The organism is Brevundimonas fluminis, from assembly GCF_003934285.1.
GTDB lineage: Bacteria > Pseudomonadota > Alphaproteobacteria > Caulobacterales > Caulobacteraceae > Brevundimonas > Brevundimonas fluminis.
In genome coordinates this window covers 57,011-77,586 of sequence record NZ_RQWJ01000002.1, presented here as the reverse complement: position 1 = coordinate 77,586, position 20,576 = coordinate 57,011, and the positions used below count along the sequence as shown (strand labels likewise).

Below are 20,576 nucleotides of genomic sequence, written 5' to 3'. Positions count from 1 at the left end.
GGGGCAGGGGCGTTGGGCCCCACCCTCGCCCGCGCAGGGTTAAGGGGCTGTTTACCGCGACCATTCGGCTGTGGACGCGGCCCGGCCGCCGCGCGACAAGCGGGGCATGAGCGATCGGGACAGGTTCGACGTCGTCGTCTCCGGCGGAGGCATGGCCGGGGCGGCCTTCGCCCTCGCGGCGGTGCAGGCGGGGCTGGAAGTCGCGGTGGTCGACGCCGCGCCCCTGAGCGCCCAGGCCGCGCCGACCTTCGACGGCCGGGCGACCGCCCTGTCCTTCTCCAGCTTCCGCATGCTGGAGGCGCTGGGACTGGGTGAGGAGCTGCGGCCCCGCGCCTGCCGCATGGACCGCATCCTGGTGACCGACGGCCGCCGCCCCGGGGCGGCGTCGCGGCCGGCGTCGTCGGCCTTCCTTAGGTTCGAGGCGGAAGAGATAGCCGACCGCACAGGCGGCGAGCCGCTGGGCTACATGGTCGAGAACCGCTGGATTCGCTCCGCCCTCGTCGGCGCGCTGGGCCGGAGCGGAGCGTCGATCCTCGCGCCGGCCGCGGTGCAGGACGTGGCGGTCGGGCCGGGATCGGCCGAGGTCCGGCTGGCGGACGGCCGGAGCCTGTCCGCCACGCTGGTCGTCGGCGCGGAGGGACGCGGGTCGCCGGTGCGGCAGGCGGCCGGGATCGACGTTCTGGGCTGGAAATACGGTCAGTCCGGGGTGGTGGCCACGGTCAGGATGGAGCGCGACCACGGCAATTTGGCGCACGAGCATTTCCTGCCGGCGGGGCCCTTCGCCATCCTGCCCCTGACCGACCGCCGCGCCAGTCTGGTCTGGACCGAGACCACACGGCGGGCCGAGGCGCTGAAGGCCGCTTCGGACGACGCCTTCCACGCCCACCTGATGCGCCGCTTCGGGCCCTTCCTGGGCCGGGCGACGGTCGAGGGACCGCGTTTCGTCTATCCGCTGTCGATGGAACTGGCCGAGCGGCTGTGCGCCCCCCGGGTCGCCCTGATCGGCGACGCGGCCCACGCCGTGCACCCGGTGGCGGGCCAGGGCTTCAACATGGGATTGCGCGGCGCCGCCGTGTTGGCCGAGGTGCTGGCCGAGGCCGTGTCGGTGGGCGAGGACTTCGGCTCGGAGCTGGTGCTGGAGCGCTACGCCCGTTGGCGCCGGTTCGACGTCGCCGTGCTGGCCGCGGGGTTCGACGGCTTCGTGCGCCTGTTCTCGAACGACCTGCCGCCGGTCCGTCTGGCGAGGGATCTCGGCATGGCGGCGGTCAATCGCATCGCCCCCCTGCGCCGCGCCTTCATGCATGAGGCCGGCGGCGCGACCGGCGACCTGCCGAAGCTGATGCGCGGCGAACGGCTGGTCGCCTGAGCCCGGCTCCGGCGCGCTAGTCCGTCAGATCCCGCGCCTCCTCCGGCAGCAGGATCGGCACGCCGTCGCGGATGGGATAGGCCTTCTTCGCCCCGGCCGAGATCAGCTCCTGCGCCTCGCGATCATAGGTCAGCCTCCCGCGCGTGACGGGGCAGACCAGCACCTCCAGCAAGCGCGGGTCGACGGAAGGCGGGGTGACGAAGGCGTCGCTCATGGCTGGCTGTCTACTGTCTCGTGGTCTGGGCGTCGTCGTCGGGGTCGGCGGCGTCGATGCTGAGGATCGCGGTCAGCGCCGTCAACCGGTCGGCCACGGTCCGCGCCTCCAGCAGGGCCTGCTTCTCCGCGACCTCGAAGGGCAGGGCCATTGCCAGGCTGTTGACCAGGGCCTCCGCCGGGGCGTCGCGCGCGGCGTCCCAGTCCACGTCCATGCCGCGCCGCTCCAGCCAGCGGTGGAGGGAGTCCAGCAGGGCGGCGCGGTCGTCCACGTCCTCCGCTCCGTCGTCCGGCGTCAGGTCGGCCTCGTAGGGCGTGAAGTCGGCGCGGATCTGCCGGTAGGGCGTCTGAACCGGGAGTTCGCTGGTCAGCCGCCAGCGACTGACGCCGGTCAGGGTGATCAGGTAGCGGCCGTCCGACGTTTCGGCGAAGCTCGTTATGCGGCCGACGCAACCCACCGGCGACAGGGCGGGAAGACTGGGCGCGCCGCCCGAAGGCTGGACCATGCCGATCAGGCGGTCGGCGCCCATGGCGTCGTCGATCATGTTCAGATAGCGCGGCTCGAAGATGTTCAGCGGCAGCTGACCGCGCGGCAGCAGGATGGCCCCGGCCAGCGGGAAGACCGGAATGACCTGAGGCAGGTCGGCGGCCTTCACGTATCCCTGGGCCACGCGCCGGGTCCCCGTCTCAGGCGAACAGGATCGACGACAGGCGCCGTCGTCCGTCGCGGGCCACGTCGGAGCCGGCTCCGGCCGCCTCGAACACCGTCAGCAGGGTCTTGCGCGCGGCCTGATCGTTCCATTCGCGGTCGGCGCGGACGATTTCCAGCAGTTCGTCGACGGCGCCCGCGAAGTCGCCCTGTGCGGCCAGCGCCTGGGCCAGGTCGTGCCGGGCCTGCCAGTCGGTGGGATTGGCGGCCACCCTGTCGCGGAGCCCGGCGGTCGCCCCGTCGTCCCGCGCCGGAGCCGATCCGAGGGCCAGCTGGGCGCGCACGCTCTGGACGTCGGGATCGGTGGAGTCCTTCGGCGCCATGGCGATGGTCTGGATCGCCTGCTCATGGTCGCCGGTGGCCAGATAGACGCGAGCCATGCCGGCGACCGCTTTCACGTTGCCCGGGTCGATCGACAGCACCTCGGCGAAGGCCTGGGCGGCGCCGCCGATGTCCTCGAGGCCGAGCGATTCATTGCCCAGAGCCAGCAGGTTCTCCACGTCGGACACCGCGCCGTCGCCGGTCAGACGCTCGATGAAGGCCTTGATCTGGCTCTCGGGGACCGCCCCCTGGAACCCGTCGATCGGCTTGCCGTCCTTGAAGGCGTAGACGGTGGGTATCGACTGCACCCGAAGCTGGCCCGCGTAGGCCGGGTTCTTGTCGACGTCGATCTTGACCAGCTTCACCGCGCCCTTCGCCGCGCGGACGGCCTTCTCCAGCGACGGGGTCAGCTGCCGGCACGGGCCGCACCACGTGGCCCAGAAGTCGACGATGACCGGCTGGCTCTTCGAGGCCTCGACCACGTCGGCCATGAAGCCGGCGTCGGTGCCGTCCTTGATCAGGTCTTCGGGAGGGGAAGCGTCGGTGAGGGTCATCGGTCTCTCTAACTCCGGGACGGCCGGTCGGCTCCGCAGATGGTCATTCCGGCGAGGTTTGGCAAAGGGTGGGACCCGCTTCCTCGTCGGCGAAGTCGACGACCAGGGGGTCGCGGCCGAGAAGCCTCAGGAACCGGCGGAAGTCGGCCTGCCCCAGGGCCGTCGTCGCGGCGTTGGTGAGGGGATGAAAATTGACCGTGCCCGCCTGCCACAGGGCGCGGTCCAGCACGAAGGTCACGCGCCGGCCCGGGTCGTTGATCAACGCCAGCGCCGTGACCGAGCCCGGCCGCACGCCCATCAGGTCCCAAAGCAACTCCTCCCGGCCGAAGGACAGTCGGTCGGCGCCGATCGCGCGCGGCAGACGCTTCAGGTCCACCGATGTGTCCTGTCGCGCCGAGACGAGCCAGAAGGCGCCCTTCTTGTCCTTCAGAAACAGGTTCTTGGTGTGGGCGCCGGGCAGGGCGGCCTTGAGCTCCAGCCCTTCCTCGACGCGGAAGACCGGCGCGTGGTCATGGGTGAGCGGGGAGAGGCCTTCGGCCGTCATCCAGTGCAGCAGGCGGTCTCGGTCGTAGAGTGGCGTCATCAGGCTCTTGGCGCGGGCGGGCGGGGGCGGTTAGGAGTGTCCCGTCCGCGTCAGTAGCCCATCGGAGCCGCGCCTTGGAACTTGAATGCTTCCCCATGACCGCCCGCCCGCCGGACATGGTGCCGGGGCGTCAGCCGCGCGCCTGGATGGACGCCTTCACCTCGCGCCATCCCTATCGTTGCCTGCCGCTGAACATGGCCAACACCACGGGGTGGGAGATCCTGTGCCCCTACGGCTTCACCGCCGAGTGGAACGGGGGGCCGCGCCAGGAGGACATCAAGATCACCGGCGACCGGCCGACGCCGGAGCTTGAGCATTTCGTCACCTCCCACTTCACCCAGGGTGTGCTGACCATGCACCCCCAGTACCTGTTCCGGACCCCGCCGGGCTGGGGCATGCTGGCCATGGGCGCGCCGAACCACATCAAGGACGGCATCCAGTCCCTGACGGGTCTGATCGAAACCGACTGGCTGCCCTTCCCCTTCACCATGAACTGGCTTTTCACGAGGCCGGGACGGATCCGCTTCGAGCGGGGCGAGCCTTTCTGCTTCATCACCCTGATCGAGCACCGCAAGATGGAGCAGGTCGATCCGGTGGTGCGGGCGCTGGAGAGCAATCCGGTGATGCAGGGCCAGTTCGAGGCCTGGAACCGCCAGCGCACCGACTTCAACCGGCGCCTCGCCGGCGGCGATCCGGCCGCGGCCAAGGAGGCGTGGCAGCGCTTCTACTTCAAGGGCGAGATGCCCGAGGATCTGGGCGCCGCGCCGGAGACGCACACCAACAAGCGCCGACTGCGCGCGCCGCGCATCGGCTGAGGCGGTACGACGGAAAGCCCCGGCCGAGGCCGGGGCTTTCCGGGGTCACATCCGGACGCGCGGCCCGATGTTGTCGATGACGTCGCGCGCGTCGAAGGCGTTGGGGTCGCCGGCCGGCTTGGGCCCCCGGCCCATGACGATCTCCGCGGAGGCCTCATACCGGTCGATCTGGCGGACGTCGTAGTCCGGACCCCAGCGATGCGCGAACGGGCTCCAGTAGCCGCGGCTGCGGAAGCGCCAGTAGGGCGTCCAGTACGGGCCGTAGCGGTCGTAGTAGAACGGATCGCGGGTGGTGTAGAACCGCGTGTCGCGATCGGTGGCGCGCTCCACGGTCGAGAACCAGTCATAACCGCTCTGAACCGTCAGTTCGGCGGCGCGCAGGAGCAGCGACATCTCCACCTGCTCGCGCGAGGTGACCGAGTTGCCCGAGAAGGTGACCCGATAGCGGTCGGCCTCCAACCGGCTCTCGGAATAGCCGTAACGGCCGTCCGGATCCGCCGGGCCGTAGGCGGTCGCGGTGGCGCAGGCCGAAAGGGCCAGCGCCGCGGCGCCGGCCAATGTCGCCATGCGGACAGATTTTGCTTTGAGTTTCATGGGGTTCTCCATCTTCCGCAATTGGCCTCCAACCAAGCTGAACGAACGCTGAACGGCGGGGTTCCGGGCGCTCAGCGCAGGCCGATCAGAACGGCCGCGGTCAAGAGGAGCACACCGATCAGAAGATCGAAACCGCGCCGCACCGCAGGGCGGGTCATGGCCCCGGCCAGCGTCGCTCCACCCAGGCCGTAGGCGCTCATGGTGATGAAATCCATGCCGATCGTGGCGACGGCGAACAGGGCCAGCTGCGGCGCCGCCGGGCGGTCGGCGTCCATGAAGGGCGGCAGCACGGCGGTGAAGAACAGCACCGCCTTGGGATTGGCGATCTGCACCAGAAAGCCGTCCGTGAACGGGTCGCGGCCGAGCCGCGGCGGAGCGACGGGCCGTCGGTCCGCACCCGCCCTCAGGGCCGACCGAAGCGACTTCACCCCCAGCCAGGCCACGTACAGGGCGCCCGCCCAGGCGACGAGCCGGAAGACCTGCGGAAACGCCGTGACGAGCGCCCCCAGCCCCAGCGCCGCGGCCCCGAACCACACCAGGGTCGCCCCGCTCATCCCGACCACGCCCGGCAGGACGGCCGCCTTGCCGCGCGCCATGCCGTTGGCGACCGAGAACAGGTTGGCCGGCCCCGGCGTCACCGCCATCACCGCCATGACCGCCAGGAAGGCCGCATAGCGGTGAGGATCGACGGGCAGGTCCATGGTCCGCCCGATGGCGCGCTCCGCGCCCGTCGTCAATCCGGCGCCCGCGAACGAATCCTCGCCCGCCCGCGTTGACTCGCGTCGTCACGTTCGAGGAGTCGTCCCATGGCCGCGCGTCCCACCTGGCAGGGCCATCTGAAGCTGTCGCTGGTGACCTGTCCGGTCGCCCTCTACACCGCCACCAGTTCGTCCGAACGGGTCAGCTTCCACCTGATCAATCCCGAGACGAACAACCGCATCCGCATGGTGCCGACCGATCCGGACGCCGGGCCGGTGGAGCGGTCCGACCTGGTGAAAGGCTATGAAGTGTCCAAGGACGAATACGTCCTGATGGACGACGCCGACTTCGAGAAGGTGAAGCTGGAGTCGACCCGGACCATCTCCATCGATCGCTTCGTCGACGCCGACGAGATCGACCGACTGTACTGGGACAGTCCCTTCTACGTGGTGCCGGACAAGGGGCCGGGAGCCGAGGCCTTCGCCGTCATCCGCGAGGCGATGCGCGAGGCCGACAAGATCGCCATCGGCTGCCTGGTGCTGCGGAACCGCGAGCGGCAGATCGCGCTGGAGGTGCGGGACAAGGGGCTGGTGGCCTGGTCGCTGCGCCCGCACGACGAGGTGCGCGACGCAGGCGACTTCTTCGACGACATCCCCTCGGTCGAGGCGGACGCGGACATGGTCGCCATCGCCGAGAAGATAATCGGCCAGAAGGAGGGCGACTTCGATCCCTCGAAGTTCGTCGACCGCTACGACGAGGCGTTGAAGGCGCTGATCAGGTCCAAGCAGAAGGGCGGCAGGAAGCTGGTCGAGGCGCCGGAGCCCGAGGACACCAACGTCGTCGATCTGATGGCGGCGTTGCGGGCGAGCCTGAAGGGATCGGCCTCGGGCGGCCGGGCCTCGTCCAGGACCTCGACGAAGAAGGCCTCGGCCGGAAAGACCGCCGCGAAGAAGGCGGCCACGAGGAAGAAGGCGGCCTAACGTCCCCCGGCGCGCCGCCAGGCGTCGCGCACGGCGACGAGTCGTCCGGGCACCAGCCCGCGCAGGGTGGCGCCGTCGCCGGACCGCTTCAGCCCCGCCTCCTGACCCTTCTGCCAGACCACGGTCACCGGGGTGGCCACGCCTCCGGGCACATCAACGACCATGACCTCGCGGGGCAGGGCCGCCGACCGGTCCAGCCGCACGCGGAGCCCCGACGGCGACTGATCGACCAGTCTGCAAGCCTGTTCCACGCCCGGTCCGACCAGCAGGCCGCGGCCGTCGGCGGGCAGGCGGACTTCGAGGCGGCGGTCTGCGCTCATGCCGCAATAGGTCCCGGGACGCGGTTTCGATCCAGTGAAACCGTCACGTCGGCCCGCACTCCGCCGGCCAGCATGCGCCGGGTCAGGCGCTCGAAATACTGGATGAAGCCGGCCAGCCGGGCGCGCTCGTCCTTCGGCAGGTCGGCGGCCGCCACGCCCAACAGGTCCGCCTCCTGCTGGCAGCGCCAGTCGTGCACCACCTCGAATGCGGGCGCCCTCAGGAAGAGCACCGCGTCCAGACCGCACGCGAAGTCGGCATAGGCGCCCCCGACGAAGCCGTCGATCGCGCGCCGCCAGCGGCCGTCCGCGTCCAGGTCCCTCTCCAGCGCGTTGATCGGCGATCTCAGGGCGGCCTCGTCTTCGGGAAGGGCGCCCAGACACCAGGCGTCGATCAGAATGGCCGACGGCCGGCCGGCGAAGGCCCGCCAGCGGCCCGGCGGGACGCGGTCGTCGCCGCGCTTGTCGAAGTCGGGCAGGGGCGTCCTGTCGTCCGGCCCGGCCGTCGACAGGCGGTCCATCAGATCCGACAGCATGGCCAGATCGTGGGTTCCCGGCGGGCCGCGGGTGACGAAGAGGGGATGGACGTCGCGGGCCATGGCCTCGCGCTCTCCCCGCGTCAGATAGACGTCGTCGATCGAGATCTGCGCCGCTCCGAACCGGGCCGCGGCGGCGCGCGCCAGCGTGGTCTTGCCCGAGCCCTGCGCCCCCACGATCGCGATCCGCGGCGGCCGGTCGGACGGCCCGGCCGCGATCAGCCGCCCGACGAGGGCGACCATGTCGGGGTTCGCGCTCAGTGCTGGCTTTCCGGCAGGCGCACGATCAACCCGTCCAGATCGTCAGAGACGCGGATCTGGCACGACAGGCGGCTGTTGGGCTGCACGTTGTCGGCGAAGTCCAGCATCGACTCTTCCATCGGGCTCTGCCGACCCGTGACGTCCTGGAACGCTTCGTCGACGTAGACGTGGCACGTGGCGCAGGCGCAGGCGCCGCCGCAGTCGGCGTCGATCCCGGGCACGTTGTTGCGGATCGCGCCCTCCATGACGGAGAGGCCGTTCTTGACCTCGACCACGTGCTCGCGGCCGTCGTGCTCGACATAGGTGATCTTGGCCACGTCAGCCCTCAAGCAGCGACAGGGCGGACATCAGGCGGGAGCCTTCGTCTTCTTGCGCGACGGAGAGACCATCAGCTTCTTGGTCTCGGCGATGGCCTTGGCCGGGTTCAGACCTTTCGGGCACACCTGGGCGCAGTTCATGATGGTGTGGCAACGATAGAGCTTGAACGGGTCCTCGAGGTCGTCGAGGCGCTTGTCGGTGGCGTCGTCGCGGCTGTCGGCGATCCAGCGATAGGCCTGCAGCAGGGCCGCCGGGCCCAGATAGTCGGTCTGGTTCCACCAGTAGCTGGGGCAACTGGTCGAGCAGCAGGCACACAGGATGCACTCGTACAGACCGTCCAGTTTGGCGCGGTCCTCGGGGGACTGCAGCCGCTCCTTCTCCGGGTCCGGCTCGTCCGACTGCAGATAGGGCTGGATCGAGTCGTACTGCGCGTAGAACAGCGAGAGGTCCGTCACGAGATCCTTCACCACCGGCTGGTGGGGCAGGGGCGCGACCGAGATGGTCGAGGACGTGCATTCGTCCCAGCCCTTGGTGCAGGCCAGGGCGTTGCGCCCGTCTATGGTCATCGAACACGAGCCGCAGATGCCCTCGCGGCACGAGCGCCGGAACGACAGGGTCGGATCGATGGTGTTCTTGATGTGGATCAGGGCATCCAGCAGCATCGGCCCGTGGTCGTCGGCCGAGACTTCATAGACGTCCCACCGCGGATCGGCGTCGACCTCGGGATCGTACCGATAGACCTTGTAGGTCTTGACGTTCTGGGCGCCGGCGGGGGCCTTGTGGACCTTGCCGGTCGTGGGCTTCGAGCCCTTGGGAAGGGTGAGCTGGACCATCAGTAAACCCGCGCCTTGGGGGCGATGTATTCGATTTCGTCGGTCATGGTGTAGGCGTGCACCGGGCGGTCATCGAGGACGACGCCCTCGCCCGGACGCTTCCACGCCAGGGTGTGCTTCATCCAGTTCTCGTCGTCGCGCTCGGGGAAGTCCTCCCGCGCGTGGGCGCCGCGGCTCTCTTCGCGGTTCAGGGCGCCTTCGATGGTCACGAGCGCCTGGGCGATCAGGTTGTCGTACTCCAGCGTCTCAACCAGATCCGTGTTCCAGATCATGCCGCGGTCGGTGGTCCGGATCGTGTCGCCCGCCGCGTCGATGGCGCGCAGCTTGTCCACGCCCTCCTGCAGCGTCCTGCCGGTGCGGAACACCGCGGCGTCGGATTGCATGGCGCGCTGCATCTGGATGCGCAGCTCGGCGGTCGGGGTCGAGCCCGACGCGTGGCGGAAGCGGTCGAAGCGCGCCAGGTGGCCGTCGGTCGCCGACGCCGGGGCGTCCGGCACGGCCGAGGCCTTGTCGACGATCTGTCCGGCGCGCAGGCCCGCCGCGCGGCCGAAGACGACCAGATCGATCAGGGAATTGGAGCCCAGACGATTGGCGCCGTGCACGCTCACGCAGGCCGCCTCGCCCACGGCCATCAGGCCGGGCACCACGGCGTCGGGGTTCCCGTCGCGCTTGGTCAGCACCTCGCCGTGATAGTTCGTGGGGATGCCGCCCATGTTGTAGTGGACCGTCGGCAGCACCGGGATCGGCTGCTTCGTCACGTCGACGCCGGCGAAGATCTTGGCGCTTTCGGAGATGCCCGGCAGGCGCTCGTGCAGGATCTTCGGGTCGAGGTGATCGAGGTGGAGGAAGATGTGGTCCTTGTTCGGACCCACGCCGCGACCCTCGCGGATCTCGATGGTCATGGAGCGCGAGACCACGTCCCGCGACGCCAGATCCTTGGCCGAGGGGGCATAGCGTTCCATGAACCGCTCGCCCTCGGAGTTGGTCAGGTAACCGCCCTCGCCCCGCGCGCCCTCGGTGATCAGGCAGCCGGCCCCGTAGATGCCGGTCGGGTGGAACTGGACGAACTCCATGTCCTGGCACGGCAGGCCGGCGCGCAGGACCATGGCGTTGCCGTCGCCGGTGCAGGTGTGGGCCGAGGTGGCGCTGAAATAGGCGCGGCCGTAGCCGCCGGTGGCCAGGATCACCAGCTTGGCGCGGAACCGGTGAAGGGTGCCGTCGTCCAGCTTCCACGCCGTCACGCCGGTGCAGGCGCCGTCCTGCATGATCAGGTCGAGCGCGAAATACTCGATGAAGAATTCGACTTCCCGACGCACCGACTGGCCGTACAGGGTGTGCAGCATGGCGTGGCCGGTGCGGTCCGCCGCCGCGCAGGTGCGCTGGACCGGGCCCTCGCCGAAGTTGCGGGTCATGCCGCCGAAGGCGCGCTGGTAGATCTTGCCTTCCTCGGTGCGCGAGAAGGGCACGCCCCAGTGCTCAAGCTCGTAGACCGCCTTCGGCGCCTCGCGGACCAGGTATTCGATGGCGTCCTGGTCGCCCAGCCAGTCCGACCCCTTGACGGTGTCGTACATGTGCCACTGCCAGGAATCCTCGCCCATGTTGCCCAGGCTGGCGGAGATGCCGCCCTGGGCCGCGACGGTGTGCGAACGGGTCGGGAAGACCTTGGTGACGCAGGCGACCTTCAGCCCCTGCTGGGCCGCGCCCAGCGCCGCGCGCAGGCCGGAGCCGCCGGCCCCCACCACCACGACGTCGTAGGCGTGATCGACGAACTCATAAGACGCCATCGGCGGTCAGATCCCGAAGCCGGCCGGCAGCGGGGCGGACCCCACGTGCAGGCGCACGATGAAGAAGACGGCGGTCGCGGTCAGGAGCAGAAAGGTCAGGTTCGACAGCGCCATCAGGAAGGTCTTGCTGGACGGGCGGTGGATGTAGTCCTCGATGATCACCTTCCACGCCAGGCCGGCGTAGACGCTGAGGATCATGATCGTGGCCACCGACAGCCCGGTGTTCAGGGGGCGGGCGAACCACCCCATCACCGCCGCGTGGTCCGCGCCCGCCAGGGTGAAGGCGCTGGACGCCACCCACAGGCTGAGCGGCAGCAGGGCCACGAGCGCCGCCCGCTCGGTCAGCCATTCGACCGCGCCGTGGCGCTCCGACACCTTCACGCCCTCGCGGTACCGATGCGCGCTCATGCCGGGGCTCCCATCAACGCGGCCCAGAAGCCGGCGGCGAGGACGACGGGGCCGATGACCGAGATCCACGACAGCAGGTTCGAGGTCTTCGGCGTCAGTCCGTTGCCGGTGTCGTTGATCGTGTGGCGCGCGCCGTTCAGGAAGAAGGAAAACAGCACGACGGTCAGGCCGAAGCCGATCAGCAGCCCCGGCGGCGAGCCCATGAACCCGGTGACGGCGGCATGGGCCCCGGGGCCGAAGGCGACGGCGCCCAGCCAGGCGGTGACCAGGACCGCGCCCACGCTGGCGGCGCCGATGGTGACCCGGAACAGGATCGAGGCGGCCATGGTCACGTGCCAGCGCCAGATCTGCATGTGTGGCGACAGGGGGCGGGGGCGGCCGTTCGGCTGGGTGACGAAGCGACCCGTCTGGTCCTCCGCCGCCGCGCCGTCCGGATGGGGCTTCGACATGCGAACAATTCTCATGTAGCGTGGGCGATTCCACGCCGGGGCGGACTTGGCTTTAGGTCATGCGCGCGGCGGGCGTCAACGAAGCCTGCTGCGCTGCGGCAAGAATGCGCGCGATGCGCGTGAGGCCTTGCCGCCCCGGCGCGGCGCACGTCAGGTTGAGGCCATGATCGACGTCGCGTCCGCCGTTCTGTGTCTGTCGCTTGGCCTCGCCGCCCAGGACCCGCCCGGGGCGCCCGCGAGCGACCCCGTCCCGGCCGTGCCCGCGGAGCGACTCTATTCCCCGCCGCCGGTGCGGCCGTTCGAGCCGCCCTCGGACTTCGGTCGGGAGACGCCGGAGGGCGACGCCGCCGCCCGCCCCTTCCGCGCGCCGATCGCCGGGGCCGTGCCGGTCGACGCCTACGCCGGCGAGTACGAGGCGGAGCCGACCGCGGCCGAGGCGGGCTATGCCCAGGGGGTGGCGGGCGCCGAGCTCAGCATGGACGCCCTGGCCGGCCCGCTGGACGGTCGCTGGTCGGTGATCGACGCGGACGGCCGGCCTCTGCTGCGCCTCGTGCTCGACGATCCCGGACCCGGGCTGGCGGTCGAAGGGGCGTGGCGCGACGCGCGCGGCTCCGATCGGGGCGTCGCCGTCTCCGGGCAGCGGTCTCCCCGGCTGGTGGACCTGATCCTGCACGGCGGCGGCGCGCTGAGCCTCAGCCCGGCGGGGGAAGGGTGGCAGGGCGTCCTCGTCGGTCCGGACGCCCGCCGTCGTCCCGTGCGCATGGTCCGCTAGCCGGCGCGGACGATCTCCAGCGCGCGATCTCTCGCGCCCGGATCAAGGGGGGCCGCCGTGCCCCGGCCCCAGACCGGATCCGGCCACAAGCCGTCGTCGCCGCGCCGGCCGACGACGTGCTGATGCAGCTGGCGCGTCACATTGCCCAGCGCCGCGACGTTCAGCTTCTCCACCGGCAGGCCCCGGTCGGCGCCCATCGCCCGCACGATCCGGCCGGCGCGCACCGTCTCCTCGGCCAGCATGGTCCGCTCGATCGCCGACAGGTCCTCCAGCTCCACCAGTCCGGCCCGCCGCGGGATCAGGATCAGCCAGGGGAAGCGCCCGTCCAGCTGCAGCCGCACGTGGCACAGCGGCCAGTCGGCGGCGGCCGTCGAGCCGGCGAGGAAGGCTGGATCGGGCATGAATTCGGACGGGCCGTCAGTCGAGCGCATAGACCACGCAGGCCTGCGCCGACAGCCACTGCATCGGCGGCTGGAGGGTCAGGGAGGTGGAGTCTTCGGGGACCAGACTGTTCGACATCGCCGGAACCGTCGCAAGGTAGTCGACGACCGTTCCCGAGCCTGCGTCGAGGAGTTCCTCGCGCTGGACCTCGATCAGAGGCGTGGGCGCGCCGGCGGGGTCGCGCCTGACCCGGCTGCCGGTCACCTCGACCGTGGTCGGGGCCGGCGCGCCCGAGCCGTAGGACGGCCACCCGGCGAGGACGTCCGTCTGGCAGGTCCGGCCCGAAGGGTCGATGACGCGAACGCTCCCGCGGCGGGCGCCGGCGGACGTGGCGGCCCGGTCGGCGCGCCGGGCCGCGTCGCCGACCGCCTGATCGGCCAGCCAGGCGGTGGTTTCGTTGTCCGGCTCCAGCCGGAAGGCGACGCGGCCGATGGACGTCGGCCGCGCGGCCACGACGGCGCCGTAGACTCGTTCCAGGACCGAGACGTCCCGCACCGTGACGGAGATGACCGCCTCGACCTGATAGCGCTGCACCCGATCGGCGCGAACGTTGTCCTGAAGAACGCCGTCGCCGTCGCGATACTGTTCGTAGAGCGGCCGGGTGGTCAGCGTCGTCTCGACCCGCACCACGTCGGGACCGTAGGCGGCGAGCGACCGGCTGATCGCGCTCACCTGCTCGGCGGCGCGCGCGGACGCTTCCGGAGCGGTCCGCTCGATCGTCTGGAAGGTGGCGGAGAAGGTCGCCCTGTTGGCCGGAACCTCCGCCCGGACATGGCCCATCGAGGCGATCACCGGATCCCGCATCCACCAGGGGGCGGGCACGTACTGCTGCCCGACCGTGGCCGGGGGCGTCTGCGCCATGGCGACCGGACCGCAGACCGACGCGGCCGTCACGGCCAAAACAAAGAGAATTCTCAAATGCCGTCCCCCAGCGAGTCGGGACGCGCACAGTGCCCGGTGCGCCCGCACGGGTAAACCGTCACGCCGTCGCCCCACCCTCCATCAGGAAGGCGTTCAGCTTGTTGCCGTCGGGGTCCCGGAAATAGGCGGCGTAGAAGCCCTCTCCCCGCGGCCCGGGCGGGCCCTCGCAGATTCCGCCGTTCTCCAGCGCGATCGCGTGCAGGCGACGCACCTGATCCCGGTCCTTCGCCTCCAGCGCCACCATGACGCCGTTGCCCACGCTGGCGGCGTTTCCGTCGAACGGCTTCGTCAGGCCGATGCCCGGCGACCCGCCCGGCGTGCCCCAGGCGATCGCGCCCGGCCATTCCATCATCCGCCCCGTGCCCAGCTCATTCGCCAGGGCGTCGTAGAACCGCGCGCCCCGCTCCAGGTCGTTGGTGCCCAGCGTCACATAGCCGATCATGTCGCTTCCCTCCGTCCCTCCACGAAGACACGAACAAATCAGGAACGCAAGAGGGCGGTCAGTCTGCAGGAGCCGAGGCTGCCGGCGGCGCGGACGCCCGCAGGTGGCCGGCGAAGCGGTCGACGCCTTCCAGCCAGATGACGGCGGCGTCGGCCAGCTGATCCACGCTCTGGCCGCTGACGAACAGGACGTCGAACTGGACGAAGATCAGGGGCTGGCCATTGGCCTCGGTGGTGAAGGCCTTGAGCCAGCGCTGCTCCCGGTTCCATGCGTTGATCACGTCGCCCGACACGCCCGCGCCGTCGAAGACGGTGTTGAATTGCAGGTCGCCGCATCGGCCGTCCGCCTCGCAGCCGTAGAAGAAGATGAACCAGACCAGACCGCCGTCGTCGACGCGGAAGAAGACGTCGCCGTCCTGCCGCGTCACCTCGCCGGCCTGGGCGCCGGCAGCAACCAGCCAGTCGCGCACCGATTCCGGCGTCAGGCCGACGAAGGCGGGCGTGGCGTTCGCGGCGTCCTGGGCGCGGGCGGCGTCCGGAGCGGCGAGGCCGAGGGCCAGGGCGGCCGAGGCGGCGAGCAGAAGCGGGCGGATCATGCGGGAACTCCGTAAACGGGATCGTCATCCTGACGCGCCGCCGGGGTTCTGGAAAGCCAGGCCGGGGCGGTCATTTCGTTGAGGCGCGAGACGGTGCGTTCGAACTCGAACGCCCCCGTGCCCCGGACATAGAGCGCCTCGGGCGGCGCATGGGCCAGCACCACCAGCCGGGCGCCGGCCTCGTAGAGGGCGTCGACGAGGGTCACCAGACGGCGGGCGTGCATGTGGCGCCCCTCGTCCAGGACCGGGACGTCCTCGAGGAACAGGGTGTGGAACCGGCCCGCCAGCGCCAGCCAGTCCTGCGGCCCCAGCGCGCTGCCGCACAGGGCCTCGAACCCGGCGCGCGCCACCCCCCCGACGGTGCGGTCGATCCGCACTTCGCGGCCCAGGACGGTCAGGCTGGTCGGCGCCTCCTCGGCCTCGCCCTTCAGCTCCGCCCACAGCGCCTCGAACTCGGCCCGCTGGTCCTGGAGGAACCAGGTCCGCGAGCGCGCCAGCCGGTCGACGCGCCAGTCCCGACCCCCGGAAACCGTCACCGTCTCGCATCCCGCGCGGATCAGGTCGACGAAGGGCAGGAAGAGTTCGCGGTTGATGCCGTTCAGGTACAGCCGCTCCGGCGACCGGTTGGACGTCACCGCCAGGACCGTGCCCCGGTCGAACAGGGCCTGGAACAGCCGGCCCAGGATCAGGGCGTCCGCGATGTCGTTGACCTCCAGCTCGTCGAAGCACAACAGGCGGGCCCGGCGGGAGATCAGCCCGGCGATCGGGACCAGGGGGTCGTCGCCCTTCCACTGACCGAAGCGGGCCTGGCGCGCCGGTCGGTCGCCCTCGCGCCATTCCCGGATCAGGCCGTGCACCTCGGCCATGAAGACGTGGAAATGGCGACGCAGCTTCGGCGTCGGCGCGCAGGCGTGGAACAGGTCCATCAGCATGGACTTCCCGCGCCCCGGCGGACCGTGCAGATAGACGCCGCGCACCTGGGGTCGGCCGCCGAACAGGCCGCGGCGCTTCAGATCCCGCTCCAGCCGGGACAGGGCGTCGATGGCCGCCGCCTGCCCCGGGTCGGGCGTCAGCCGGCCCTCCTTCAGGCGTTTCTCATAAGCGGCGCGAATGCGTGAACCCATGAACTCGGGCTTAGCGGCGCGGGCGGATCAGGAAAAGCGATTGCTTCCCCCGCACGAAGGACTATCTGCCCTGCCACGGGCTCCGGCCTTCCTCCTCATCGTTCCGCCCTCAAGCGGCGAGCGCCCGCGGCGCGAGCGGCAGGGCCAAAGGTAAAAGCCATGGGTTATTCCGTCGCCGTCGTGGGCGCCACCGGGGCCGTGGGCCGCGAGATGCTGACCATCCTGGAGGAGCTGAACTTCCCGGTGGCCGAGCTGCATGCCGTGGCGTCGCGCAAGTCCAAGGGCGTCGAGGTCGCCTTCGGGGACCGTACCGTCAAGTGCGAGGACATCGAGCAGTTCGACTTCTCCACGGTCGATCTGGTGCTGATGAGCGCGGGCGGCGACGTGTCGCGCGCCTGGTCGGAGAAGATCGGCAAGATGGGCCCGATCGTCATCGACAACTCGTCGGCCTTCCGCGCCGATCCCGACGTGCCGCTGATCGTGCCGGAGGTGAATCCCGACGCGGCGAGGCTGGCCAGGACCAAGAACATCGTCGCCAACCCCAACTGCTCGACCGCCCAGCTGGTGGTGGCGCTGAAGCCCCTGCACGACGCGGCGAAGATCACCCGCGCGGTGGTGTCGACCTACCAGTCGGTGTCCGGCGCCGGGAAGGAGGGCATGGACGAGCTCTGGAACCAGACCAAGGCGATCTACGGCCTGGGCGACGCCACCCCCAAGGTCTTCGCCAAGCAGATCGCCTTCAACGTCCTGCCCATGATCGGGTCGTTCCGCGACGACGGCTACACCGACGAAGAAGCCAAGATGTGGAACGAGGTCCACAAGATCATGGACCCGTCGATCCGTCTGACCGTCACCTGCGTGCGGGTGCCGGTGTTCGTCGGCCACTCCGAAGCCGTGACGCTGGAGTTCGACCGTCCGATCGAGCCCGACGAGGCCCGAGCCCTGCTGCGCGACGCGCCGGGCGTGCTTGTGGTGGACAAGCAGGAGGCCGACGGCTTCGTAACTCCGGTGGACGCCGCGGGCGAGTTCGCCGTCTACGTCAGCCGCATCCGCAAGGACCACTCGGTCAAGCACGGCCTGCAGCTTTGGGTCGTGTCGGACAACCTGCGCAAGGGCGCGGCGCTGAACGCCGTGCAGATCGCCCAGCTGCTGGACGAGCAGGGCGTCATCACGCCGAAGAGCGGCTATCGCTCGATCACGGTCTGAGGTGACCCGCCCGTCCGAGGCCCGCCTCGCCCTGATCGCGGGGATCGGCTGCTACGCCATCTGGGGCTTCATCCCGCTGGTGTTCCAGTCCATGGGCGCGATCGGCGCCGACGCCTGGGAAATCATGGCCCACCGCATGGTGTGGTCGCTGTTGCTGGCGGCGGCGCTGGTCGCCGCACTGCGTCAGTGGGATCAGGTCGTCGCGGCTCTGACGAACCGGCGCACGCTGGCCTGGCTGGGGGTTTCGACCCTGCTGATCGCCGTCAACTGGACCACCTACGTCATGGCGGTGAACGGCGGCCGGACGCTGGACGCCAGCCTGGGCTACTATCTCAACCCCCTGCTCAACATGGCGGCGGGGGCTTGGCTGTTCCGCGAGCGTCTGAGCCGGACGGGGCTGGTCGCCATCGGTCTCGCGGCGGTCGGCGTGGCGCTGCAGGCGGCGGCGCTCGGCCACCTGCCCTGGGTGTCGCTCCTGCTGGGCTTCTCGTTCTGCGCCTACGGCATCATCCGCAAGAAGATCAGCGTCGACGCCGGGCCCGGCCTGTTCGTCGAATGCCTGATCCTGGCCTTGCCGGGTCTGGCGTGGGTGCTCTGGCTGACGGCGCGGGGCGCAGGCCATTTCGGCGAGAGCGCCCCGGCGACGCTGTGGCTGCTGGCCGCCGGCCCGGCGACGGTCATCCCCATGGCCCTGTTCGCCTGGGCCGCGCGGCGCATGCCCTATTCCAGCATGGGGTTCCTGCAGTTTCTGGCGCCGTCGATCGTCTTCGTCATCGGCGCCCTTCAGGGCGAGCCGCTGGGCGCCCTGCGACTGGTCAGCTTCGGCTTCATCTGGGCCGGAGCGGTCGTCTTCGCGGTCGGGGCGCTGACCCGGAAGCGGGGTGAGGCGCCGGAGGCGGCCGTCGCCCCGGAGCCGGGTCTGACCGACGACCCGGCCGAAGACCCCGCCAGGAGCTAAAGCGCGGCGTAGAGCGCCTCGATCAGACGTACCGCGCGGGGGTCTCCGATCAGATGCGGCGACTGCCGCGTCATGACGTAGGCGCCTGAGAGGCCGATCGTCGGGTCGGCGAAGACGCAGCTGCCGCCCCAGCCGCAATGACCCAGAACCTCGGCGCGGGGACCGAAGATGCCGAGCTCGCCGTTCTTCATGAGACCTGCGGCCCACGCCAGAGTGAACGGCAGGACGCGGTCGGGTCCGGAAATCCGCACCGCATGCAGCGCGTCGAGCGTCGCAGACGACAGCCGCGTCGCGCCGTCGAGTCCGCCGGTCGCGACCAGGCCCGCGAAACGGGCGAGGTCGTCCGCGCGGGCGTGCAGATTGGCGGAGGGGATCTCCGCCATGCGCCACTCCGCCGAGCCGCGTCCGCCGGGAGCAGACCCCTTGTCCAGAAAGGCGGCCCGCCTGACCGCGTCGACGGGGCCCAGATCCGGGGCCGACGCGGGCTTGCGCATCTGCGCCACCCGGCCGTGCTCGGACTCCGGCAGGCCGATCCACAGGTCCAGACCGGGAAAGTCCTGCCTCAGGGCCGTGCCCATGGTCCGCCCGTCGACGCGCCGGAACAGCTCGCCCGCCAGATAGCCGATGGTGATGGGGTGGTAGCCGCTGGCCGTGCCGGGCGGCCACATCGGCGCCTGGGCGCAGAGCCGGTCGAGCACCGCCTGCCGGTCGAACCAGATGGCGGGATCGACCGGTTCGTCGAAGCCCGGCAGTCCGGACTGATGGCTCATCAGCTGGGCGACGGTGACGTCCTGCTTGCCCGCCTGTCCGAACTCCGGCCAGTAGGTCGCCACAGGCCGGTCGTAGTCGAGCAGACCCCGCTCCACGCAGGTCGCGATCAGGGTCGCCATCACCGCCTTGCCGGTCGAGAAGACCGGCGCGAGGGTCCGGTCGGTGAAGGGTGAGGTCTTCGCCGCATCGGCCCAACCGGCCCACAGGTCGACGACGATCTCGCCCTCACGGCAGACGCTGAAGCGGGCGGCCAGTTCGTTCAGCCCTTCCGGGGCCCCGGTGAAATTGGCGGCGAAGGCGTCCTTCACGGCGCCGAGGCGATCGGGACAGGTTCCGTGGATCTCGATCATGCCGCCCCTCTATCACGTGACAGCCACGCCAGAACCCCGTCGGCCGCGACGGCGCCGGAGGCGAAGCAGGCCTGGAGCAGATAGCCGCCGGTCGGCGCTTCCCAGTCCAGCATCTCGCCGGCGACGAAGACGCCGGGCAGGGCCTTGAGCATCAGCCGCTCGTCGACCTGATCCAGCCGCACGCCCCCGGCCGAGGAGATGGCGCGCTCCAGCCCCTGCACGCCCGTCAGGGTCAGGCGCACGGCCTTGATGCGGCGCGCCAGCTTGTCGGCGCCGGTCGGAACCTCGCCGGGAATCTCGCGCAGCAGACCGACGCCGACGGGCGACAGACCGGCGGCCTTGCGCAGCCAGTTCGACAGGCTGTCCTTGCCGCGCCCTCGCCCGAGCCGGGCGGCCAGCGCCTCGACCGACAGGTCGGGCCGCAGGTCGACGGTCAGGGTGGTCGTGCCGTCGCGATCCAGCGCGCGGCGCAGGTCGGCGGACAGGGCATAGACCGCGCCGCCCTCGAGGCCGTAGCCGGCGATCATGGCCTCGCCGCGCACGCTGCGGTCGCCGTGCGTCAGGGTCACGTTCTTGAGCGGCTGGCCGGCGAAGCGGCCGGCGAAGACGGGCGACCAGGCCACGGTCACCCCGGCGTTGGCGGGACGGAAGGGGGCGACCTCGGCGCCCTTGCCCTCGAGCGGGCCGCGCCAGCCGCCGTCGGAACCAAGGCGCGGCCAGGAGGCGCCGCCCATGGCCAGCACGGTCGCGTCGGCCACGACGCGCCTCGGGCCGTCGGGCGTGTCGAAGGTCGCGGCGCCGTCGGACCAGCCGGTCCATGTCCACCGCGTGTCGAGCGACACGCCGAGACCTGCCAGCCGGGCCAGCCAGGCGCGCAGGAGCGGCGAGGCCTTCATGGCGCGGGGGAAGACGCGGCCGCTCGAGCCGGTGAAGGTGGGCTGGTCCAGGTCTTCGGCCCAGGCGGTCAGGTCCGCGGGGGAGAGGCGGTCGAGCCAGGCCGAGACGCGGGGTCCCGCCTCGGCGTAGCGGGAGCGGAACGCGTCGAGGGGCTCGGAGTGGGTCAGGTTCAGACCGCCGCGGCCGGCCATCAGGAATTTGCGGGCCGGCGAGGGCATGCGCTCCGCCACGGTGACCCTGACGCCGGCGGCGGCGATTCGCTCGGCGGCGAACAGGCCCGCCGGGCCGGCGCCGACGATCAGGACGTGGGGAGAGGCCATTGCGCCGGTCGAGCACGACGGCCCGACCGGCGCAAGCGG

At 70.8% G+C, this 20,576-nt stretch carries 26 protein-coding genes; 6 read left to right on the top strand and 20 right to left on the bottom strand.

Annotation, left to right across the window (positions count from 1 at the left end; genetic code table 11):
• The first annotated feature begins 106 nt into the window (after positions 1-106).
• Complete coding sequence (locus EFJ44_RS00815; protein WP_125255295.1) at positions 107-1,366, top strand: UbiH/UbiF/VisC/COQ6 family ubiquinone biosynthesis hydroxylase; 1,260 nt, start codon at positions 107-109, stop codon at positions 1,364-1,366.
• Between the two features lie 16 nt (positions 1,367-1,382).
• Here the strand turns inward: EFJ44_RS00815 and EFJ44_RS00810 are convergent, their stop codons facing one another.
• From EFJ44_RS00810 to EFJ44_RS00795, 4 genes are read right to left on the bottom strand one after another with little or no spacing between them, the layout of a single operon-like run.
• The gene (locus EFJ44_RS00810; protein ID WP_125255294.1) at positions 1,383-1,580 is read right to left on the bottom strand and encodes a Trm112 family protein; all 198 of its coding nucleotides are present in this window, start codon (positions 1,578-1,580) and stop codon (positions 1,383-1,385) included.
• A gap of 10 nt (positions 1,581-1,590) precedes the next feature.
• Positions 1,591-2,250: an LON peptidase substrate-binding domain-containing protein gene (locus tag EFJ44_RS00805; protein ID WP_125255293.1), complete on the bottom strand. Its 660-nt coding sequence runs from the start codon at positions 2,248-2,250 to the stop codon at positions 1,591-1,593.
• A gap of 16 nt (positions 2,251-2,266) precedes the next feature.
• On the bottom strand, positions 2,267-3,163 hold the full coding sequence (gene trxA, locus EFJ44_RS00800; RefSeq protein WP_125255292.1) for a thioredoxin: 897 nt from the start codon (positions 3,161-3,163) through the stop codon (positions 2,267-2,269).
• Positions 3,164-3,206: 43 nt separating this feature from the next.
• Entirely contained in the window at positions 3,207-3,746 is a 540-nt protein-coding gene (locus EFJ44_RS00795; RefSeq protein WP_125255291.1) for a prolyl-tRNA synthetase associated domain-containing protein, read from the bottom strand.
• Between the two features lie 74 nt (positions 3,747-3,820).
• On the opposite strand from EFJ44_RS00795, the gene EFJ44_RS00790 reads away from it, so the two are divergent.
• The gene (locus EFJ44_RS00790; RefSeq protein ID WP_125255290.1) at positions 3,821-4,561 is read left to right on the top strand and encodes a DUF6065 family protein; all 741 of its coding nucleotides are present in this window, start codon (positions 3,821-3,823) and stop codon (positions 4,559-4,561) included.
• 45 nt (positions 4,562-4,606) lie between these two features.
• Here the strand turns inward: EFJ44_RS00790 and EFJ44_RS00785 are convergent, their stop codons facing one another.
• Both EFJ44_RS00785 and EFJ44_RS00780 read right to left on the bottom strand, forming a co-directional pair.
• Complete coding sequence (locus EFJ44_RS00785) at positions 4,607-5,128, bottom strand: CC0125/CC1285 family lipoprotein (RefSeq protein ID WP_241209631.1); 522 nt, start codon at positions 5,126-5,128, stop codon at positions 4,607-4,609.
• Between the two features lie 98 nt (positions 5,129-5,226).
• The gene (locus EFJ44_RS00780; protein WP_125255288.1) at positions 5,227-5,856 is read right to left on the bottom strand and encodes a LysE family translocator; all 630 of its coding nucleotides are present in this window, start codon (positions 5,854-5,856) and stop codon (positions 5,227-5,229) included.
• 105 nt (positions 5,857-5,961) lie between these two features.
• Between EFJ44_RS00780 and ku the strand changes: the two genes are divergently transcribed.
• Entirely contained in the window at positions 5,962-6,834 is an 873-nt protein-coding gene (gene ku, locus EFJ44_RS00775) for a non-homologous end joining protein Ku (protein ID WP_125255287.1), read from the top strand.
• Here ku and EFJ44_RS00770 read toward each other — a convergent pair.
• From EFJ44_RS00770 to sdhC, 7 genes are read right to left on the bottom strand one after another with little or no spacing between them, the layout of a single operon-like run.
• Positions 6,831-7,154 carry a PilZ domain-containing protein gene (locus EFJ44_RS00770; RefSeq protein WP_125255286.1) on the bottom strand — a complete coding sequence of 108 codons (324 nt, stop codon included), beginning with the start codon at positions 7,152-7,154 and terminating at the stop codon, positions 6,831-6,833. The two genes, ku and EFJ44_RS00770, sit on opposite strands and share 4 nt — an antisense overlap.
• Positions 7,151-7,930: a kinase gene (locus EFJ44_RS00765; protein ID WP_125255285.1), complete on the bottom strand. Its 780-nt coding sequence runs from the start codon at positions 7,928-7,930 to the stop codon at positions 7,151-7,153. Before EFJ44_RS00765 ends, EFJ44_RS00770 begins: the two co-directional genes overlap by 4 nt.
• A 14-nt stretch (positions 7,931-7,944) precedes the next feature.
• Positions 7,945-8,265, bottom strand: coding sequence for a 2Fe-2S iron-sulfur cluster-binding protein (locus tag EFJ44_RS00760; RefSeq protein ID WP_125255284.1), 321 nt, complete (start codon positions 8,263-8,265; stop codon positions 7,945-7,947).
• 30 nt (positions 8,266-8,295) lie between these two features.
• Positions 8,296-9,099, bottom strand: coding sequence for a succinate dehydrogenase iron-sulfur subunit (locus EFJ44_RS00755; protein WP_125255283.1), 804 nt, complete (start codon positions 9,097-9,099; stop codon positions 8,296-8,298).
• A complete protein-coding gene (gene sdhA, locus EFJ44_RS00750) occupies positions 9,099-10,883 on the bottom strand; it encodes a succinate dehydrogenase flavoprotein subunit (protein WP_125255282.1) in 1,785 nt (594 codons plus the stop codon). Before sdhA ends, EFJ44_RS00755 begins: the two co-directional genes overlap by 1 nt.
• A 6-nt stretch (positions 10,884-10,889) precedes the next feature.
• On the bottom strand, positions 10,890-11,291 hold the full coding sequence (gene sdhD / locus EFJ44_RS00745; protein WP_125255281.1) for a succinate dehydrogenase, hydrophobic membrane anchor protein: 402 nt from the start codon (positions 11,289-11,291) through the stop codon (positions 10,890-10,892).
• Positions 11,288-11,740: a succinate dehydrogenase, cytochrome b556 subunit gene (gene sdhC / locus EFJ44_RS00740; RefSeq protein WP_206426845.1), complete on the bottom strand. Its 453-nt coding sequence runs from the start codon at positions 11,738-11,740 to the stop codon at positions 11,288-11,290. Before sdhC ends, sdhD begins: the two co-directional genes overlap by 4 nt.
• Before the next feature lie 163 nt (positions 11,741-11,903).
• On the opposite strand from sdhC, the gene EFJ44_RS00735 reads away from it, so the two are divergent.
• A complete protein-coding gene (locus EFJ44_RS00735; protein WP_125255280.1) occupies positions 11,904-12,512 on the top strand; it encodes a hypothetical protein in 609 nt (202 codons plus the stop codon).
• Here the strand turns inward: EFJ44_RS00735 and EFJ44_RS00730 are convergent.
• From EFJ44_RS00730 to zapE, 5 genes are all read right to left on the bottom strand, one after another.
• Positions 12,509-12,913 (bottom strand): HIT domain-containing protein, encoded by a 405-nt coding sequence (locus tag EFJ44_RS00730; RefSeq protein WP_241209630.1) that lies wholly within the window; start codon positions 12,911-12,913, stop codon positions 12,509-12,511. The genes EFJ44_RS00735 and EFJ44_RS00730 overlap by 4 nt on opposite strands.
• A 16-nt stretch (positions 12,914-12,929) precedes the next feature.
• Positions 12,930-13,847: an SIMPL domain-containing protein gene (locus EFJ44_RS00725; RefSeq protein ID WP_241209629.1), complete on the bottom strand. Its 918-nt coding sequence runs from the start codon at positions 13,845-13,847 to the stop codon at positions 12,930-12,932.
• Positions 13,848-13,932: 85 nt separating this feature from the next.
• Complete coding sequence (locus EFJ44_RS00720) at positions 13,933-14,316, bottom strand: VOC family protein (RefSeq protein ID WP_125255278.1); 384 nt, start codon at positions 14,314-14,316, stop codon at positions 13,933-13,935.
• Positions 14,317-14,374: 58 nt separating this feature from the next.
• The gene (locus tag EFJ44_RS00715) at positions 14,375-14,911 is read right to left on the bottom strand and encodes a YbjN domain-containing protein (RefSeq protein ID WP_125255277.1); all 537 of its coding nucleotides are present in this window, start codon (positions 14,909-14,911) and stop codon (positions 14,375-14,377) included.
• Positions 14,908-16,035 (bottom strand): cell division protein ZapE, encoded by a 1,128-nt coding sequence (zapE, locus tag EFJ44_RS00710; protein ID WP_125255276.1) that lies wholly within the window; start codon positions 16,033-16,035, stop codon positions 14,908-14,910. The genes EFJ44_RS00715 and zapE overlap by 4 nt, the downstream gene beginning before the upstream one ends.
• A 159-nt stretch (positions 16,036-16,194) precedes the next feature.
• On the opposite strand from zapE, the gene EFJ44_RS00705 reads away from it, so the two are divergent.
• Both EFJ44_RS00705 and rarD read left to right on the top strand, forming a co-directional pair.
• Positions 16,195-17,241 carry an aspartate-semialdehyde dehydrogenase gene (locus EFJ44_RS00705; protein ID WP_125255275.1) on the top strand — a complete coding sequence of 349 codons (1,047 nt, stop codon included), beginning with the start codon at positions 16,195-16,197 and terminating at the stop codon, positions 17,239-17,241.
• Between the two features lies 1 nt (position 17,242).
• Positions 17,243-18,199: an EamA family transporter RarD gene (gene rarD, locus EFJ44_RS00700; RefSeq protein ID WP_241209628.1), complete on the top strand. Its 957-nt coding sequence runs from the start codon at positions 17,243-17,245 to the stop codon at positions 18,197-18,199.
• On the opposite strand, the gene EFJ44_RS00695 is transcribed toward rarD, so the two are convergent.
• Positions 18,196-19,320, bottom strand: a complete 1,125-nt coding sequence (locus tag EFJ44_RS00695; RefSeq protein ID WP_125255273.1) for a serine hydrolase domain-containing protein — start codon at positions 19,318-19,320, stop codon at positions 18,196-18,198. The two genes, rarD and EFJ44_RS00695, sit on opposite strands and share 4 nt — an antisense overlap.
• Positions 19,317-20,537 (bottom strand): TIGR03862 family flavoprotein, encoded by a 1,221-nt coding sequence (locus EFJ44_RS00690; protein ID WP_125255272.1) that lies wholly within the window; start codon positions 20,535-20,537, stop codon positions 19,317-19,319. The genes EFJ44_RS00695 and EFJ44_RS00690 overlap by 4 nt, the downstream gene beginning before the upstream one ends.
• Positions 20,538-20,576 lie beyond the last annotated feature (39 nt).

Coding starts and splice junctions, on each gene's coding strand:
- trxA (WP_125255292.1), bottom strand. CDS start 3,163: ATGACCCTCACCGACGCTTCCCCTCCCGAAGACCTGATCAAGGACGGC.
- EFJ44_RS00755 (WP_125255283.1), bottom strand. CDS start 9,099: ATGGTCCAGCTCACCCTTCCCAAGGGCTCGAAGCCCACGACCGGCAAG.
- EFJ44_RS00705 (WP_125255275.1), top strand. CDS start 16,195: ATGGGTTATTCCGTCGCCGTCGTGGGCGCCACCGGGGCCGTGGGCCGC.
- zapE (WP_125255276.1), bottom strand. CDS start 16,035: ATGGGTTCACGCATTCGCGCCGCTTATGAGAAACGCCTGAAGGAGGGC.
- sdhD (WP_125255281.1), bottom strand. CDS start 11,291: ATGAGCGCGCATCGGTACCGCGAGGGCGTGAAGGTGTCGGAGCGCCAC.
- EFJ44_RS00810 (WP_125255294.1), bottom strand. CDS start 1,580: ATGAGCGACGCCTTCGTCACCCCGCCTTCCGTCGACCCGCGCTTGCTG.
- EFJ44_RS00785 (WP_241209631.1), bottom strand. CDS start 5,128: ATGGCGACATTGGCCGGCGCCGCGGCGCTGGCCCTTTCGGCCTGCGCC.
- EFJ44_RS00720 (WP_125255278.1), bottom strand. CDS start 14,316: ATGATCGGCTATGTGACGCTGGGCACCAACGACCTGGAGCGGGGCGCG.
- EFJ44_RS00795 (WP_125255291.1), bottom strand. CDS start 3,746: ATGACGCCACTCTACGACCGAGACCGCCTGCTGCACTGGATGACGGCC.
- EFJ44_RS00695 (WP_125255273.1), bottom strand. CDS start 19,320: ATGATCGAGATCCACGGAACCTGTCCCGATCGCCTCGGCGCCGTGAAG.
- EFJ44_RS00730 (WP_241209630.1), bottom strand. CDS start 12,913: ATGCCCGATCCAGCCTTCCTCGCCGGCTCGACGGCCGCCGCCGACTGG.
- EFJ44_RS00735 (WP_125255280.1), top strand. CDS start 11,904: ATGATCGACGTCGCGTCCGCCGTTCTGTGTCTGTCGCTTGGCCTCGCC.
- EFJ44_RS00815 (WP_125255295.1), top strand. CDS start 107: ATGAGCGATCGGGACAGGTTCGACGTCGTCGTCTCCGGCGGAGGCATG.
- EFJ44_RS00780 (WP_125255288.1), bottom strand. CDS start 5,856: ATGGACCTGCCCGTCGATCCTCACCGCTATGCGGCCTTCCTGGCGGTC.
- EFJ44_RS00765 (WP_125255285.1), bottom strand. CDS start 7,930: ATGGTCGCCCTCGTCGGGCGGCTGATCGCGGCCGGGCCGTCCGACCGG.
- sdhA (WP_125255282.1), bottom strand. CDS start 10,883: ATGGCGTCTTATGAGTTCGTCGATCACGCCTACGACGTCGTGGTGGTG.
- ku (WP_125255287.1), top strand. CDS start 5,962: ATGGCCGCGCGTCCCACCTGGCAGGGCCATCTGAAGCTGTCGCTGGTG.
- EFJ44_RS00690 (WP_125255272.1), bottom strand. CDS start 20,537: ATGGCCTCTCCCCACGTCCTGATCGTCGGCGCCGGCCCGGCGGGCCTG.
- EFJ44_RS00715 (WP_125255277.1), bottom strand. CDS start 14,911: ATGATCCGCCCGCTTCTGCTCGCCGCCTCGGCCGCCCTGGCCCTCGGC.
- EFJ44_RS00770 (WP_125255286.1), bottom strand. CDS start 7,154: ATGAGCGCAGACCGCCGCCTCGAAGTCCGCCTGCCCGCCGACGGCCGC.
- sdhC (WP_206426845.1), bottom strand. CDS start 11,740: ATGTCGAAGCCCCATCCGGACGGCGCGGCGGCGGAGGACCAGACGGGT.